This is a genomic window from Microvirga massiliensis, assembly GCF_001006805.1.
Classification (GTDB): domain Bacteria; phylum Pseudomonadota; class Alphaproteobacteria; order Rhizobiales; family Beijerinckiaceae; genus Microvirga; species Microvirga massiliensis.
The window spans coordinates 603,713-618,387 of record NZ_LN811353.1 but is presented as its reverse complement, the minus strand read 5'-3'; the positions used below and the strand labels follow the sequence as shown (position 1 = coordinate 618,387).

The 14,675-nt window shown below is 64.4% G+C and carries 15 protein-coding genes; 13 read left to right on the top strand and 2 right to left on the bottom strand.

The features are described from left to right. The first annotated feature begins 5 nt into the window (after positions 1-5). The 3 genes from BN1233_RS15430 to BN1233_RS15420 all read left to right on the top strand — a co-directional run bounded on the left by BN1233_RS15430 (position 6) and on the right by BN1233_RS15420 (position 3,139). A complete protein-coding gene (locus BN1233_RS15430) occupies positions 6-1,565 on the top strand; it encodes an ABC transporter permease subunit (RefSeq protein WP_046864418.1) in 1,560 nt (519 codons plus the stop codon). Further along, entirely contained in the window at positions 1,552-2,247 is a 696-nt protein-coding gene (locus BN1233_RS15425) for a thiamine ABC transporter ATP-binding protein (protein ID WP_046864606.1), read from the top strand. The genes BN1233_RS15430 and BN1233_RS15425 overlap by 14 nt, the downstream gene beginning before the upstream one ends. An 85-nt stretch (positions 2,248-2,332) precedes the next feature. Further along, positions 2,333-3,139, top strand: coding sequence for a crotonase/enoyl-CoA hydratase family protein (locus BN1233_RS15420; RefSeq protein ID WP_046864417.1), 807 nt, complete (start codon positions 2,333-2,335; stop codon positions 3,137-3,139). 421 nt (positions 3,140-3,560) lie between these two features. Here BN1233_RS15420 and BN1233_RS15415 read toward each other — a convergent pair whose 3' ends face one another. Together BN1233_RS15415 and BN1233_RS15410 are read right to left on the bottom strand one after the other, a co-directional pair. Then, positions 3,561-4,733, bottom strand: a complete 1,173-nt coding sequence (locus BN1233_RS15415; RefSeq protein WP_046864416.1) for an acetyl-CoA C-acetyltransferase — start codon at positions 4,731-4,733, stop codon at positions 3,561-3,563. A 37-nt stretch (positions 4,734-4,770) separates the two neighbouring features. Beyond that, a complete protein-coding gene (locus tag BN1233_RS15410; RefSeq protein WP_425311719.1) occupies positions 4,771-5,565 on the bottom strand; it encodes an SDR family NAD(P)-dependent oxidoreductase in 795 nt (264 codons plus the stop codon). 134 nt (positions 5,566-5,699) lie between these two features. On the opposite strand from BN1233_RS15410, the gene BN1233_RS15405 reads away from it, so the two are divergent. The 10 genes from BN1233_RS15405 to BN1233_RS15360 all read left to right on the top strand — a co-directional run bounded on the left by BN1233_RS15405 (position 5,700) and on the right by BN1233_RS15360 (position 14,670). Continuing rightward, positions 5,700-6,356, top strand: coding sequence for a TetR/AcrR family transcriptional regulator (locus tag BN1233_RS15405; protein ID WP_046864414.1), 657 nt, complete (start codon positions 5,700-5,702; stop codon positions 6,354-6,356). A 2-nt stretch (positions 6,357-6,358) separates the two neighbouring features. Beyond that, positions 6,359-7,297 (top strand): NAD(P)H-dependent flavin oxidoreductase, encoded by a 939-nt coding sequence (locus BN1233_RS15400; RefSeq protein WP_046864413.1) that lies wholly within the window; start codon positions 6,359-6,361, stop codon positions 7,295-7,297. A gap of 23 nt (positions 7,298-7,320) precedes the next feature. Beyond that, complete coding sequence (locus BN1233_RS15395) at positions 7,321-7,998, top strand: transglutaminase-like domain-containing protein (RefSeq protein WP_052763814.1); 678 nt, start codon at positions 7,321-7,323, stop codon at positions 7,996-7,998. 121 nt (positions 7,999-8,119) lie between these two features. After that, positions 8,120-8,893: a FadR/GntR family transcriptional regulator gene (locus tag BN1233_RS15390; RefSeq protein ID WP_046864411.1), complete on the top strand. Its 774-nt coding sequence runs from the start codon at positions 8,120-8,122 to the stop codon at positions 8,891-8,893. A gap of 32 nt (positions 8,894-8,925) precedes the next feature. Then, positions 8,926-9,720, top strand: a complete 795-nt coding sequence (locus BN1233_RS15385; protein WP_046864410.1) for an enoyl-CoA hydratase/isomerase family protein — start codon at positions 8,926-8,928, stop codon at positions 9,718-9,720. Further along, positions 9,721-10,551 (top strand): ABC transporter ATP-binding protein, encoded by an 831-nt coding sequence (locus BN1233_RS15380; protein ID WP_046864409.1) that lies wholly within the window; start codon positions 9,721-9,723, stop codon positions 10,549-10,551. Positions 10,552-10,735: 184 nt separating this feature from the next. Further along, entirely contained in the window at positions 10,736-11,614 is an 879-nt protein-coding gene (locus tag BN1233_RS15375) for a branched-chain amino acid ABC transporter permease (protein WP_046864408.1), read from the top strand. After that, positions 11,614-12,654 (top strand): branched-chain amino acid ABC transporter permease, encoded by a 1,041-nt coding sequence (locus BN1233_RS15370; RefSeq protein WP_046864407.1) that lies wholly within the window; start codon positions 11,614-11,616, stop codon positions 12,652-12,654. Before BN1233_RS15375 ends, BN1233_RS15370 begins: the two co-directional genes overlap by 1 nt. A gap of 20 nt (positions 12,655-12,674) precedes the next feature. Further along, positions 12,675-13,853, top strand: coding sequence for an ABC transporter substrate-binding protein (locus BN1233_RS15365; RefSeq protein WP_244470921.1), 1,179 nt, complete (start codon positions 12,675-12,677; stop codon positions 13,851-13,853). 4 nt (positions 13,854-13,857) lie between these two features. Continuing rightward, a complete protein-coding gene (locus BN1233_RS15360; protein ID WP_046864405.1) occupies positions 13,858-14,670 on the top strand; it encodes an ABC transporter ATP-binding protein in 813 nt (270 codons plus the stop codon). The last annotated feature ends 5 nt before the right edge of the window (positions 14,671-14,675 follow it).

The window sequence follows — 14,675 nt, the reverse complement described above, 5'->3', positions numbered from 1 at the left end:
CATCCTTGAGGCCGGGCACGATCGTCGCCCTCGCGATCCTGGCTCTGATCGCGAGCGGCTTCGGGGCCCTGTTCTATGCTGCGGGCCAGCCGTCCGAACTCGTTTCGATCGGCCCATATCTCACCCGTGTGCTGGGCTTCGCGCTCGCGCAGGCTGCCGTCTCGACCGTCGCATCTCTCGTGCTTGGGGCTCTGCTCGCCCTCACACTGACGCGCCGCAGCTTCCCGGGCCATCGATGGGTCGTGGCAGCGCTTGGCGCAGCTGCGGTGATGCCGGCCATCGTCGTCGTGTTTTCGGTCATCGCCGTCTACGGCCGTGAAGGCTGGCTCGTGCAGGCGGCGCGCCTCTTCGGGATCGATGCGGGCTTCCGGATCTTCGGCTGGCCCGGCATTCTCTTCGCCCATATCTTCCTCAACGCGCCTTTCGTGGCACGCGTCTATCTCGATGCCCTCGCGACGGCCCCGGCAGAGCATTGGCGACTCGCGGAGATGCTCGGGCTGTCGAGCGGCCAGATCGCCCGCCACCTCGACTGGCCGGTGCTGAAGTCGGAATTCGCGCCTCTCGCGAGCCTCATCTTTCTTCTCTGCTTCACGAGCTTTGCGATCGTGCTTACCCTCGGTGGTGGAGCGAGCCGTGCGACGCTCGAAGTCGCAATCTTCGAGGCCTTGCGGGTCGATCTCGATTTCGGACGCGCCGCGTGGCTCGGCCTCGTGCAGATCGCGATCTGCGCCGGTGTCGCGATGTTGCTTCATCGCGCCGTTCAGCGGAGTCCCGTCGGGCGCACATCACGCCTTGCCGTCGCGCGTCCGGATTCGGCGGATCGTCGTCTGCAGCTCCTCGATGGCCTGGTGCTTGCCGTGTCCGCTGGGCTAATCTTGCCGCCGCTCGCCAGCGTCGCATCCGGCCTCTCGCAGATTCCGGCCATTCTCGACCGCGATCTTGCACAAGCCGTTCTGACGAGCCTGATGATCGCAAGCCTTTCGGCATCGGCCGCCTGCCTCGTGGCCCTCGCGCTCGCCGCAGAGGCTCGCAACGAGCGCCTCCAGCGGCGGCGTCCGGGCCTCGCCATGATCTACGATTTCCTGCCGACCGTGGTTCTCGCGGTGCCGCCCTTCGCGCTCACCGCCGGGCTCTATCTCTGGATCCGCCGCATCGCCGATCCGGTCCTGGCCGGCTACATCCTGCTTCCACTGATGAATGCACTCGTCGCTCTGCCCTTCGCCTATCGTTTCATTTCACCTGCTGTGATGATTGCGGGCGAGCGCTATGGGAGGCTTTCGGCTCTTCTCGGCCTGGAGGGCGTGACAAAAGTCAGGATCGTGACTTGGCCGCTGCTGCGCCGGCCGTTTGCAGCCGCTTTCGCGATGGCGATGGCCTTGTCGTTCGGGGATTTCGGAGTGGTCGCGCTGTTCGGCGGAGGTGAGCTGCGAACCCTGCCCTATTTGCTCTACGAGCGTCTCGGCGCCTACCGCCTCGACGAGGCGTCCGCGATCGGGCTCCTCCTCGTGGCGATCGCCTTCGCCCTCGCCTATGCCGCATCCGGGTGGTCCGATGCTCGTCGTTGACGATTGCCGGCTGGAATATCCGGACTTCTCGGCACGATACTCTCTGAGGGTCGATGCGGGACGGCTCTGCGCCATCGTCGGCCCCTCGGGAGGTGGGAAGACCACGCTGCTGCATCTGATCGCCGGGTTCGAGCGGCCGGTCAGCGGATCCCTGTATTTCGCGAGGCAGGACTTATTGCCGTTGAGGCCTGCCCTGCGTCCCATCGCCATGGTCTTTCAGGACCACAACCTGTTTCCGCATCTCACGGCTGCCGAGAACGTCGCGCTCGGCTTGCGCCCCTCGTTGCGTCTCGACGACAGAGATCGCCGGCAGGTCGCGGATGCGCTCGACGCCGTGGACCTGACGGGCCTCGCCGATCGCCGTCCGGGCGAAATGTCGGGCGGCCAGGGCCAGCGGGTCGCTCTGGCGCGTGCCCTCGTGACCCGTAAGCCGCTCCTCCTGCTCGACGAGCCGTTCGGTGGCCTGGACCCTGGCCTGCGCCGGAACATGATCCGCCTCGTGGACGATCTGCGCCGGAGGCGGAGCATCACGGTCGTCCTGACGATCCACACGCCCGAGGACATCGTCGAGATCGCGGACCAGGCGGCCTTTGTGGCGGGCGGACAGGTGATCGCCGAGGGCAGCCCGAGCGAGGTCCTGACCGCGGGGCGCGACCCGCGGATTGCCGCATTTCTGGGGTGAGGAGCGAAGTGCAGCGAACATCGCTCGCAATCGGCACACGGAACGCTAAACATCACCTCTCGACGTTGGCCCGGAGGAATTCCCCATGAATGCTCGGCTCGAACCTGCTCCCCTGGAGGGCCGCATCGTCGTCGAGAAGCGCGGCGCAGTGCAGCTCATCGGCATCGACCGCGTTCCGAAGCGCAACGGCTTCAGCGAGCGCATGGTTATCGAGCTCGGCGAGGCTTTCGACACGCTCGAGCAGGATTCCGAGGTGCGCGTCGGCGTGCTCCATGCATTCGGCGATCATTTCACGGGCGGGCTTCAACTCGACCAGCTGTCGTCCTGGTTCAAGGAGGGCCGGCATCTCGCCCCCGAGGGATCCGTTGATCCCTTTCATCTGCGCGAGCCGTTGCGCACCAAGCCTGTCGTCGCTGCCGTGCAGGGCATCTGCTTCACGGTCGGGATCGAGCTCATGCTCGCGGCCGATATCGTGATCGCCGCTAGCGACTGCCGTTTCGGTCAGATCGAGGTCAAGCGCGGGATCATGGCGAACCACGGCGCCACGATCCGCATCGTCGAGCGCGCCGGATGGGGCAATGCCATGCGCTATCTCCTCACCGGCGACGAATTCGATTCCGAAACGGCCTTCCGGCTCGGGCTCGTTCAGGAAGTCGTGCCGCCCGGACGGCAATTGGAACGCGCGATCGAGATCGCCGAACGCATCGCCCAGCAGGCACCGCTCGCGGTGGCGGAAACGCTCCGCAGCGCCCGCCTCGCGCTCACGGAAGGGCCCGAAACGGCCGCAGCCGAATTCGGCGCCATCAACCAGAGATTATCGGCGTCGGAAGATGCGCAGGAGGGTGTGCGGAGCTTCGCCGAACGCCGCCCGGCGCATTTCGTAGGGCGTTAGATTGGTGCTCGTGTGAAAATGATGACATGGGCGCAATGCTGGCTCCTATGAGCCAGCGCTCCCCGTCATTGCGGACGCAGTGCGCAATCCAGCGGCACACCTGTCGACGGGTAGATTGCTTCGCCTGCGGCTCGCAAGGACGGAGAGGCGGTGGAAAGGGCAGCGCATCACGCCTCCCGCTCGCAAGGACGGCAGTGAGTCCGGCGCCACTCCGTTTTCGGCATTGCTCCTCCCGCCCTCAGACCCCCCTCGTCATTGCGAACGAAGTGAAGCAATCTACCCGTCAACGGATGCGCACCTGGACGGCTCCGCTCCGCTCGTGATGACGGAGAGGCCTCGTTGATTCTCGTGGTTCCTCAGATCGAATGATATTGGGTCAAGCCAGTGGATCAGCGTCGCATGACGAGCGCATTTCTCGACGTCAAAGCCGCTCAACAATCGTGACGTTCGCCATGCCGCCGCCTTCGCACATGGTCTGCAGGCCGTAGCGTTTGCCGCGGGCCCTCAGGACGTGGACGAGCGTCGTCATCAGCTTGGTGCCGGTGGCGCCGAGCGGGTGGCCGAGCGCGATGGCGCCGCCATTCACGTTGAGGCGCTCGGGATCGGCGCCGGTGACCTGCAACCAGCCGAGCGGAATGGAGGCGAATGCCTCATTGACCTCGAAGAGATCGATGTCGTCGATCTTCATGCCGGCCTTGTCGAGGGCGCGCTTCGTCGCCGGCATCGGGGCGTCGAGCATGATGACGGGATCCCCACCCATCACGCTCATGTGGTGGATGCGCGCCATGGGTGAGAGTCCGAGGGATTTCAGGCCCCTCTCATTCACCACCATGACTGCCGAGGCGCCGTCGCAGATCTGGCTCGCGGTCGCCGCCGTCAATCGGCCGCCCTCGCGAAGTAGCTTCACCTGCTTCATAGCGTCGAGGCTCGCGTCGAAACGGATGCCCTCGTCGACCCGGTGGATCTCCTTCGCGCCATCGGGGCCCGTGATCTCGAGAGGCACTGTCTCGTCGTCGAAAGCGCCGGCCTGTGCCGCACGCGCGGCCTTGACCTGGCTGACATAGGCGAATTCGTCGAGCACCTCTTTGCTCAGGCCGTATTTCTCGGCGACCATCTCGGCGCCGGTGAACTGACTGAACTCGATGTCGCCGTAGCGCTCCTTCAGACGCTCACCGCGGTAATGTCCGAGGCCGTTCTTCTCGGGGAGGATGGCCGGCAGGCCCATCGGGACGCGCGTCATGCTCTCGACGCCGCCGGCGATCACCACATCCATCGATCCGGACATGACGGCCTGGGCCGCGAAATGAAGCGCCTGCTGTGACGATCCGCACTGGCGATCGATGGATGTCGCGGGAACTTCCTCGGGCAACCGCGACGAGAGTACGGCGTTGCGCGCGATATTGGTCGATTGCTCGCCGGCCTGGCTGACGCAACCGAAGATCACATCCTCGATCGCAGCCGGATCGATGCCGGTGCGATCGAGGATGGCATCGATGACGACACCTCCGAGATCGGCCGGATGCCAGTCCTTCAGCCGGCCGCCGCGCCGTCCACCGGCCGTCCTGACGGCACTGACGATATAGGCCTCTGCCATCAGATCCTCCTGCGGTGCCCTGCGCGTTTTGGGAGTGTTACTTCGGCTGCATGCGCAGCGCGCCGTCCAGGCGGATCACCTCGCCGTTCAGCATCGTGTTCTGGATGATCGCAAGCGCGAGTTGCGCATATTCCTCCGGCTTGCCGAGGCGCGACGGGTAGGGAACCGCTGCACCCAGGCTGTCCTGGACCTCCTGCGGCAGGCCGCGCAGCATCGGCGTCTCGAAGATGCCCGGGGCGATGGCGCAAACGCGGATGCCGCTCGATGCGAATTCGCGGGCGGCTGGAAGCGTCAGGCCGACGATTCCCGCTTTCGCCGACGCATAGGCAGCCTGGCCGATCTGCCCCTCATAGGCCGCGACGGATGCCGTCGAGATGATGACGCCGCGCTCGCCGCTCTCGAGAGAATCGAGCTTCATGGCATCTGCTGCGATGAGGCGCATGAGATTGAACGAGCCGATCAGGTTGACCTGAATCACTTTCGCGTAGGCGTCGAGCGCCATCGGGCCGTTTCGTCCGACGATGCGCGCCGCCGGCGCGATGCCCGCACAATTCACCAGGATGCGGGCGGCCCCGTGGGCCTCGCGTGCCTTGGCGACGGCCGCTTCTGCGCTCGCCGCGTCGGACACGTCGCACGTGAGAGCGATGCCTCCGATCTCCTTGGCGACCGTCTGGGCGTCCGCCTCGTTGACGTCGAGAACCGCGACCTTGGCGCCATTCGCGGCCAGCATGCGGGCCGTCGCAGCCCCGAGCCCGGATGCGCCGCCTGTCACGACGGCTGAAACTCCACGAATCTCCACCTGAACCTCCGCAAGGCTTCGTTCAGACCTCATACGGGCTGGTCTGGACCGGTATGCAAGGGGTTGCCCGCCCCCTTCCCGCCGCGCTAGTTACCGGCGAGTAATATGGTGACCTGGGAGTAGACGGCGGTGCGCGCTCCAGTCAAGAGCCGATCGCGGGTGGCCTGATGGATGCGAAGCAGGCTGTCTCGCCCTGGAAGGACACAAAGGACAGGGAGCACGACAGGCGCGAGAAGCGCGAGGCGGTGTTGCGCGTCGCCGCGCAGGCTTTCTGCGAGAACGGAGTCCGGACCACCTCCCTCGACGAGATTGCCGAACGCCTGAACGTCACCAAGCCGACGCTCTACCATTATTTCCGGAGCAAGGACGAAATCCTCGCCGAATGCGTACGGATCGGCCTCGAACTGATCGACAAGGCAATCGCGGATGCGACCGGTGACGGACGTACCGCGCGCGACAGACTCGAAGCGGCGCTCCACCGCTATGCCGAGATCATGACGATGGATTTCGGCATGTGCATCACGCGGATCGGAGAGGCGGAACTGCCGCCTCAAAGCCGGAAGGCATTTCGCGCTCACAAGCGCAAGATCGACGAGCGGATCCGCAGCCTCATCGAGGAGGGCGTCGCCGACGGCTCGATCAGTGCGCGCGACGTGCGCCTGACGGCCTTCACGGTCTCGGGAGCCCTGAACTGGATCGCCCGCTGGTACGATCCGGATGGTCCCCTGAAGCCGCATGAGATCGCCCGGTCCTGCGTGGACATCCTCTTCGAAGGGCTCGCACCGCGCGTGTCAAAGAAACCTGCAGAATGCACAAGGACGTAATCATGCCGTTGCCGGACGCCTTCCAGGCACGCCTCAGACTTCCTGCGATCGCAGCGCCGATGTTCCTGGTCTCGGGACCGGATCTCGTCATCGAAACGGCGCGCGCCGGCATCATCGGCGCCTTTCCGGCTCTCAACCAGAGGACGAGCGAGGGTTATGCCGCCTGGCTCGACGAGATCGAGGACAGGCTTTCGGTTGCGTCCCAGGACGGCTCCAGACCGGCGCCATTCGGGGTCAATCTCATCGCCCATGCCACCAACCCGCGGCTCGACCAGGATCTGAAGATCACGGTCGACCGCAAGGTTCCGCTCGTCATCACTTCGCTCGGCGCAGTTTCCGATCTCGTCGACGCGGTCCATTCTTATGGCGGGCTCGTCTTCCACGACGTCATCAACGTGCGGCATGCCGAGAAGGCCGCCGAGGCCGGCGTCGACGGAATCATCGCGGTCTGCGCCGGTGCCGGCGGACATGCCGGAACCTTGAGCCCGTTCGCCCTGATCCCGGAGATCCGCCGGTTCTTCCACAAGACGATCGTGCTTTCCGGCGCGATTTCAAACGGCGCTCAGATTGCCGCGGTGCAGCTCATGGGAGCGGATCTCGCTTATCTCGGCACGCGCTTCATCGCCACGCAGGAAAGCCTCGCGCCGGACGCCTACAAGGCGATGCTAATGCAGGCGAAAGCGGCCGACATCGTCTACACGCCCTCCATCAGCGGGGTGAACGCCAACTTCATGCGCCAGAGCATCGTCGCTGCCGGACTCGACCCGCGGAACCTCGTTTCGCATGGCAAGCTCGATATGGGTGCAGAAGCGAAGGTGTGGCGTGACATCTGGTCGGCCGGACAGGGTGTCGGCAGCATCGAGGACGTTCCCTCCGTCGCGGAATTGTGCACTCGTCTCGAGCAGGAATACGAGGCTGCGCGAACGGCCCTGGCGGCATGACGACTCCGGAGCGAGCCATAGCGATGCGTGAGACCGAGCGCCGTCTTTTCCTGAGCCCGGCGGAATATGTCGACAGTGATCACCCGTCGATCTACGACCATGCGCGCGCACTCACCGCAGAGATATCGGATCCGATCGACAAGGTTCGCGCCCTTTATCGCGCCGTGCGCGACGAGATCCGCTATGACCCGTATGTCGACTACACGAATCTCGAGACATTCCGGGCCAGCAGCGTCCTGAAAGCGGGAGCAGGCTATTGCGTCGGCAAGGCCGCGCTCTTTGCGGCGCTGTGCCGTGTTTCGGGGCTCCCGGCCCGGATCGGACTCGCAGACGTTCGCAATCATCTCTCCACGGGACGGCTCCTCGAGCTGATCGGAACCGATATCTTCGCGTTTCACGGATACGCGGAGGTGTTCCTCGAAACCCGGTGGCTGAAGGTGTCGCCGACTTTCAATCTGTCGCTGTGCAGCAAGCTCGGTGTCTCAGCGCTCGAATTCGACGGTGCCGGAGATGCCCTGCTGCAACCCTACGACGACGCTGGCCGCGATTTCATGGAATACTTGGTCGAGCACGGATCGTTCTTCGACGTCCCGGCGAAATACCTCATGGCGGAGATGGCGCTTCTCTATCCGGTGCTCTGCCGGCCGGGCGGTTGGCGCGACAGAGATATGGAGGCAGAGGCCAACCCACCGGCTCGCTGAACTCTCGCGCCGATGCGGCCCACGTATCTTCTCGGGGCCTCACGGGCAAAGATCCGACCTGTTCCAAATTGACTTCCCGGAATGCGCCTGCAACATTGGGTTGTCGGACAAATGGATAATCATGCACGGGGCCGATGATCGGTTCGAGCGAATCCAGGTCGCTCCTGCCTACCAGCAGGTCGCGGAGGCGATTGAGCGCGAGATCCTCGCTGGTCATCTCACTCCGGGAGAAAGGCTCGGCACCGAGGCCGATCTCGTGCGCCAGTTCGGCGTGAACAGATCCACTGTCCGCGAGGGCATCCGTCTCCTCGAGCAGAGCGGCCTCATCCGACGGGACCAGAGCCGCCGACTCTTCGTCAGCCTGCCGCGCTACAACCGGCTCGCGACCCGGATGAGCCGGGCGCTGGTCCTGCACCAAGTCACGTTTCGCGAGCTCTGGGAGGCATCCATGAGCCTCGAGACTGCCACCGTCGAGGCGGCGGCAGAACGCGCATCACCTGAGGACATTGCTGAACTCGAGGACAACATCGCGAAGATGGAGACCGCTCCGGATTCGCAAGCCATTGCGGAACTCGATAACGATTTTCATGCGATGATCGCGCGCATTTCGAGGAACCGCGTGCTTCAGCTGGCGCGAGAGCCCGCCGGCTTGCTCTTCACGCCGACTCTGAAGATCATCCTCGATGAGGTCGCGGTCGCGGGCCGCCGCAATCTCGAGGCCCATCGCAAGATCGTCGACGCATGCCGTCGCCACGATATTGAGACCGCGCGGCTCTGGATGCAGCGCCACATCACGGATTGGCGGCGGGGATTCGAGAAGGCCGGCCAGCAGCTCGATGATCCCGTCGAGAGAACATATGTCCAGCACATGGGATTGGGCGGAGCCTATCGCTAGAAACGGGTACGCCGGAACGCAGAGGGGGAGACATGTCGGAGCCGCAGAAGCCCATCATTCTGGAAGAGCAGGGAGCGATTGCGATCATCCGCCTCAACCGGCCGGATGTCCTGAACGCTCTCGATGTCCCGATGGCCGAAGCCTTTCTCGCGGCGATCCAGTCGATTGTCGACAGGCCCGAGTTCAGGGCTATCGTGATCCGCGGCGAGGGCCGGGCCTTCTGTGCAGGTGGCGACGTCGCGAGCTTCCAGCGCGCAGCAGGCCACGTGGCCGAGCACGTCGACAGGATCATTCGCCCCTTCCATGAAGCGATCGAGATCATGGCGGCGCTGCCGCAGCCCTCGATCGCTCTCCTCCACGGAGCCGTGGCAGGGGCCGGCCTCTCCCTTGCGCTCGCCTGCGATTTCGCCATCGCGGCGGAGAACGCCAGGTTCACCCTCGCTTATTCGCGGATCGGCGCGAGCCCGGATGGATCATCCTCCTGGTTTCTGCCGCGGATCGTCGGACTGCGGAAGGCGAAGGAGATCGCCTTGCTCGCCGATCCTTTCGACGCCGCGGAGGCACATCGGCTTGGTCTGGTGAACCGCGTCGTTCCCGTCGATGCCTTCGAGCGCGAAGGGATGGCTCTGGCTGCACGCCTCGCCGCCGGACCGACAGCTGCCTATGGCAGGATCAAGGCACTCCTGCACGGATCTTTCGACGCGAGTCTTTCCGATCAGCTCGAGGCCGAACGGCAAGACTTCAACGATTCGGCCTCATCCGGGGATTTCGCCGAGGGTGTCGCAGCCTTCGTCGAAAAGCGCGCAGCACGGTTCGAGGGCCGCTGAATGGAAGCGAGCACGCGCATGTCGGGCGCACTCCGGGTCGAGAGCGTGTCGCTGACCTTCGGCGGCGTGCGGGCTCTTTCCGGCGTCTCCTTCGAGGCCGCAGAAGGAGCCATTACGGCCGTGATCGGCCCGAACGGCGCCGGCAAGACGTCCCTGTTCAACGCGATCTCGGGTTTCTACCGTCCCAATACAGGTTGCATTCTTTTCGACGGCAAGGACATCACGGCCTTGCGTCCGCCGGCCCGCGCCAAGCTCGGGCTCGCGCGCACGTTCCAGAACATCGCGCTCTTTCGCGGCATGACCGTGCTCGACAACATCAAGCTCGGTCGCCACGCTCACCTGCGCACCAACGTTTTCGATGCGCTCCTGTACTGGGGCCGTGCGCAACGCGAGGAGATCGAATTGCGTCGCGACGTCGAGGAGCGGATCATCGACTTCCTGGAGATCCAGCACATCCGCAACGCGCCGGTCGGCTCCCTGTCCTACGGATTGCAGAAGCGAGTTGAACTCGCACGGGCGCTTGCCATGCGGCCGCGACTTCTCATGCTCGATGAGCCCGTTGCGGGCATGAACCGCGAGGAAACCGAGGACATGGCGCGGTTCATCCTGGACGTGAAGGAGGAATGGGGCGTCACGATCCTGATGGTCGAACACGACATGGGGATGGTGATGGACATCTCGGACCATGTCGTCGTGCTCAATTTCGGCCAGGTGATCGCAGAGGGACTGCCGGGAGAGGTTCAGCAGAACCCGACAGTCGTCAGCGCCTATCTCGGCTCCGGCGATGTCGGTGAACTCTCACGCCGCTTGCGCGTGAAGGAGGCGGCGTGACTCCCGGCGTCGGCGCAGCCACCCTCGCCCGGCTGCTGCGCAGCCGACCTCTCCCGTCAAGGGAGAGGCGTAGCGGGCGGAGCGCGCGCATCACCTCTCCCCTTGTGGGAGAGGTCGCCCCGAAGGGGCGGGTGAGGGGTGATCCACCACGCTGCTCCATCAATCACTGCAAAGAGCCCGCCTGATGGACTGGCTCTTTCTCGCGGAGATTTCGCTCGCCGGCATCGGAGCCGGCGCGCTTTATGCCCTCACCGGCGTCGCCTTCGTGCTCATCTACAAGGCGACGCGCGTCGTAAATCTCGCGATCGGCGAGATCCTGATGCTCGGGGCCTATGCCTTTCTGGGCTTTGCAGCCGGGCTGGGCCTGCCGGCTTGGGCGGCGTTGCCGCTCGCGCTCGTCTGCGGAGGCCTGCTTGGCGCGGTGGTCGAGCGAGCCCTCATCAGGCCGATGCTCGGCGAGAGTGCGATTTCCGTGTTCATGGTCACGGTCGGCCTCGGCTCGATCCTCGTCGGCGTGGTTGAACTCGCCTGGGGCGCCGATCCGCTGCGGCTGCCAGAATTCGTGCCGAACAGCCCGATCTTCCTGGGCGAAGCCTATGTCGCGCCGAAAGTGGCCTACGGTTTCGTCGCGGCAGCCGTCGTCATTGCTGCGTTTCTCATCGCCTTCCGGTTCTCGCGCGGCGGTGTCGCCTTGCGCGCGACGGCGAGCGACCAGGGTGCAGCCTATTCGGTCGGGATCGACGTGCCGCGCGTGTTCTCGCTTGCCTGGATTGCTGCCTGTGCGACTGCGGCGGGCGCCGGCGTGCTGGTCGGCTCGATCGGCGGGGTCTCCCCCACCATGGGCGTATTCGGCCTATCGGTTCTCGTCGTCGTCATCGTGGGTGGTCTCGACTCGCTCCTCGGTGCTCTCGTGGGCGGGATCCTGATCGGCCTCATCGAGGCGCTCGCCGGCACCTTTCTCGGCGGCGAATACAAGCTCCTCGCGACCTTCGGCCTGCTGATCGTGATCCTGATGATCCGCCCCTACGGCTTGTTCGGCACGCACGAGATCGAGCGGCTCTGATGCGGATCGGTACTCTCCGAACCTCTTATGCGGCCGACGAAGCGCTGTTCGACACAGGACTCCAGCGCAGCCTTCTCGCGCTGCTCGCCATCGCGCTGGCAACGTTTCCCTTCGTGGCCGGGCCCTACTGGGTCTACATGGCCTGCCTAGTCGCCATCAATGTCGCGAGCGCGACGGGGCTCAACATCCTCACGGGCTATACGGGGCTCGTCAGTCTCGGGCAGGCCGCCTTCATGGGTGTCGGAGCCTATACGGTGGCGATCCTCGAGATCCACATTGGCACGCCCTTTGCGCTCAACCTCCTCGTTGCCGGCGCCGTGACAGCGCTGGTCGGAATGGTGGTCGGCATCCCGAGTCTGAGGGTGAAGGGCCTTTACCTCGCGATCGCCACCATCGGGGCCTCGTTCATCCTTCACTTCATCTTCGCCAACTGGCACCTGACGGGCGAGGCACGCGGCCTGTCGATGCCGCCGGCGCGCCTGTTCGGCATCGACCTCGATCAGTCATCGGAACTCTACTGGATCATCATGCCGGTGACGGTGCTGATGGTGCTCGGCGCCGCCAATCTGTTCCGCACGCGCATCGGTCGCGCCTTCATCGCCATCCGGGACCGGGACATCTCCGCCGAAGTGCTCGGCATTCCTCTGCTCCAATACAAGCTTCTGAGCTTCGCCCTCTCCTCCTTCTATGCCGGCGTCGCCGGAGGGCTCTGGGCCTATTTCTTCCGCGTCGTGACGCCGGAAAGCTTTCCACTCATCAACTCGATCTTCTACCTTGCGGCCATCATCGTCGGCGGGATGGGGACGATCCTCGGCGGCATTCTCGGGGCAGCCTTCATGACCATGGTACCCGAGGTGCTGAAGCTCGTCGTCTCCTGGGTTTCACCCTGGTTCCCGGATGCGCTCGCGGCCTTGGCGCCGATCCGCACGATCGTGTTCGGCGCGCTGATCGTCGGTTTTCTGATCTTCGAGCCACAGGGCCTGGCCGAGATCTGGCGGCGCGTGCGCCGCTTCTTCCACCTCTGGCCCTTCAGAACGTGATGAAAGCAAGGGAGGATATCGTGAAAAAAACCTGGACGAGACGAAAGCTCTTCGGCGTTGCCGCGGCCGCGGGCATCGCTTTTGTGGGAGGGGTATGGGCTCAGGCGCAGGACGACATCGTGCTCGGCGGATCGATCCCGATCACCGGCGTCTTCGCCTTCGCGGGCGTCGGAATTCATGCCGGCATTCAGGATTATCTAAGGCTCGTCAACGATGCGGGCGGGATCAAGGGGCGAAAGATCAAATACGTCGCCGAGGACACGGGCTACAAGGTCGACGCTTCCGTCGCTGCCTTCAACAAGATCACGAGCCAGGAGAAGGTCTCGCTCTACTACGGTGACTCGACCGGCTTCTCGAAGACGATCAATCCGGAACTGGAGCGCCGGGGTACGATGATCATGGCCGGCGCATCCTTCGCGTCGGAACTGAACGATCCGAAGAAGTATCCCCTACAGTTCATGTCGGGCCCGGACTACAGCGAGATGTTCGGCATCCTGATGCGCTACATCGCGAAGGAGAAGCCCGGCGCCAAGGTCGCCCTGGTGTACTCCGATACGGAATTCGGCCGTGATCCGATCCAGCCCGGCGAGAAGCTCGCGAAGGAACTCGGGCTCAATATCGTCGAGAAGATCGTAACGCCGCCGACCAGCGTCGATGTCTCGACCGAGGTGCTGAAGCTGCGGCGCGCCAATCCGGACTTCACCATCTTCCACGGTTACGTGCTCGCGCCGATCCCCGAGTTCATCACGCAGGCGAAGCAGATGAACATGCGCAGCAAGTTCATGGGCACCTTCTGGTCCATGGACAATTCCATGGTCCAGCGCATGGGCGACGCCGCGGAAGACTTCATGGGCGTAATGCCTTACCGCTACTACTACGAGAAGGATGCCAGCGCGCCGATGCTGGAGAAGATCCGGCAAATGCGGCCGGAATACCAGTCGAATGCCTATATGCAGGGCTTCGTCACGGCGATGCTGATGACGGAGGCCGTGAAGCGCACCCTCGAGGGTGGCAAGGAGCTCACCGGCATCAATCTCAAGGCATCGCTGAACACGATCAAGGACTTCGACACTGGCGGCATCTTCGGCGTGCCCGTCTCCATCCCGGGCAACTCCGTGCCGGTCGGGCGCATCTACCGGTTCGATGCGAAGGCCAAGCAGATGGTGCCCGCGTCCGACTGGATCCGGGTCGGAGAATAGCCCGATGGCCGCGGATTCCGTCCTCGAGGTCAACAATATCGAGGTCGTCTACAACCGGACGATTCAGGTGCTCCGCGGCCTCTCGCTTCGTATCCCGCGCGGTGAGATCATCGCCCTTCTCGGCTCGAACGGAGCTGGGAAATCAACGACGCTGAAGGCCGTGTCGCGCCTCCTCGATCTCGAGGACGGCGCGGTGACGGCCGGTCAGATCAGGTTCGACGGCGAGGACATCGCGACGCTCAAACCCCATGAACTTGTCCGGCGCGGCCTGTTCCACGTCATGGAGGGACGCCGGATCTTCGAGGACCTGACCGTCGAGGAGAACCTGACCGCGGCGACTTTCGCGCTCTCGGGTCGCGGCCTTCCGCTGACGCCGTTCGATCTCGTTTATTCCTATTTCCCGGCCCTTTACGAGCGCCGCAAGGGTCTCGCCGGCTATCTCTCGGGCGGCGAGCAGCAGATGCTCGCCATCGGCCGCGCCTTGATTGCGAAGCCGCGCCTCATTCTTCTCGATGAACCGTCGCTCGGACTTTCCCCGAAGCTCGTCGAGGAGATCTTTTCGATCATCGCCCGCATCAGTGCGGAGCAGAACGTCTCGATGCTGCTCGTCGAGCAGAATGCGGCTGTGGCTTTCGCGGTCGCGAGCTACGGCTACATCCTCGAGACCGGAAAGGTCGTCATCGACGGGCCGACCGAGCGTCTCGTCCGAGATCAGGATGTCCGCGAATTCTATCTCGGCCTCGGCGGTTCGGGTTCGGCCCACAAGAGCTACCGGGACGTAAAGCACTACAAGCGCCGCAAGCGCTGGCTGTCGTGAGTGCC

Excerpts from the sequence above, each read along its gene's own strand:
- BN1233_RS15425 (WP_046864606.1), top strand. The coding sequence starts at position 1,552 with ATGCTCGTCGTTGACGATTGCCGGCTGGAATATCCGGACTTCTCGGCA.
- BN1233_RS15420 (WP_046864417.1), top strand. The coding sequence starts at position 2,333 with ATGAATGCTCGGCTCGAACCTGCTCCCCTGGAGGGCCGCATCGTCGTC.
- BN1233_RS15415 (WP_046864416.1), bottom strand. The coding sequence starts at position 4,733 with ATGGCAGAGGCCTATATCGTCAGTGCCGTCAGGACGGCCGGTGGACGG.
- BN1233_RS15410 (WP_425311719.1), bottom strand. The coding sequence starts at position 5,565 with ATGAGGTCTGAACGAAGCCTTGCGGAGGTTCAGGTGGAGATTCGTGGA.
- BN1233_RS15405 (WP_046864414.1), top strand. The coding sequence starts at position 5,700 with ATGGATGCGAAGCAGGCTGTCTCGCCCTGGAAGGACACAAAGGACAGG.
- BN1233_RS15400 (WP_046864413.1), top strand. The coding sequence starts at position 6,359 with ATGCCGTTGCCGGACGCCTTCCAGGCACGCCTCAGACTTCCTGCGATC.
- BN1233_RS15395 (WP_052763814.1), top strand. The coding sequence starts at position 7,321 with ATGCGTGAGACCGAGCGCCGTCTTTTCCTGAGCCCGGCGGAATATGTC.
- BN1233_RS15390 (WP_046864411.1), top strand. The coding sequence starts at position 8,120 with ATGCACGGGGCCGATGATCGGTTCGAGCGAATCCAGGTCGCTCCTGCC.
- BN1233_RS15385 (WP_046864410.1), top strand. The coding sequence starts at position 8,926 with ATGTCGGAGCCGCAGAAGCCCATCATTCTGGAAGAGCAGGGAGCGATT.
- BN1233_RS15380 (WP_046864409.1), top strand. The coding sequence starts at position 9,721 with ATGGAAGCGAGCACGCGCATGTCGGGCGCACTCCGGGTCGAGAGCGTG.
- BN1233_RS15375 (WP_046864408.1), top strand. The coding sequence starts at position 10,736 with ATGGACTGGCTCTTTCTCGCGGAGATTTCGCTCGCCGGCATCGGAGCC.
- BN1233_RS15370 (WP_046864407.1), top strand. The coding sequence starts at position 11,614 with ATGCGGATCGGTACTCTCCGAACCTCTTATGCGGCCGACGAAGCGCTG.
- BN1233_RS15360 (WP_046864405.1), top strand. The coding sequence starts at position 13,858 with ATGGCCGCGGATTCCGTCCTCGAGGTCAACAATATCGAGGTCGTCTAC.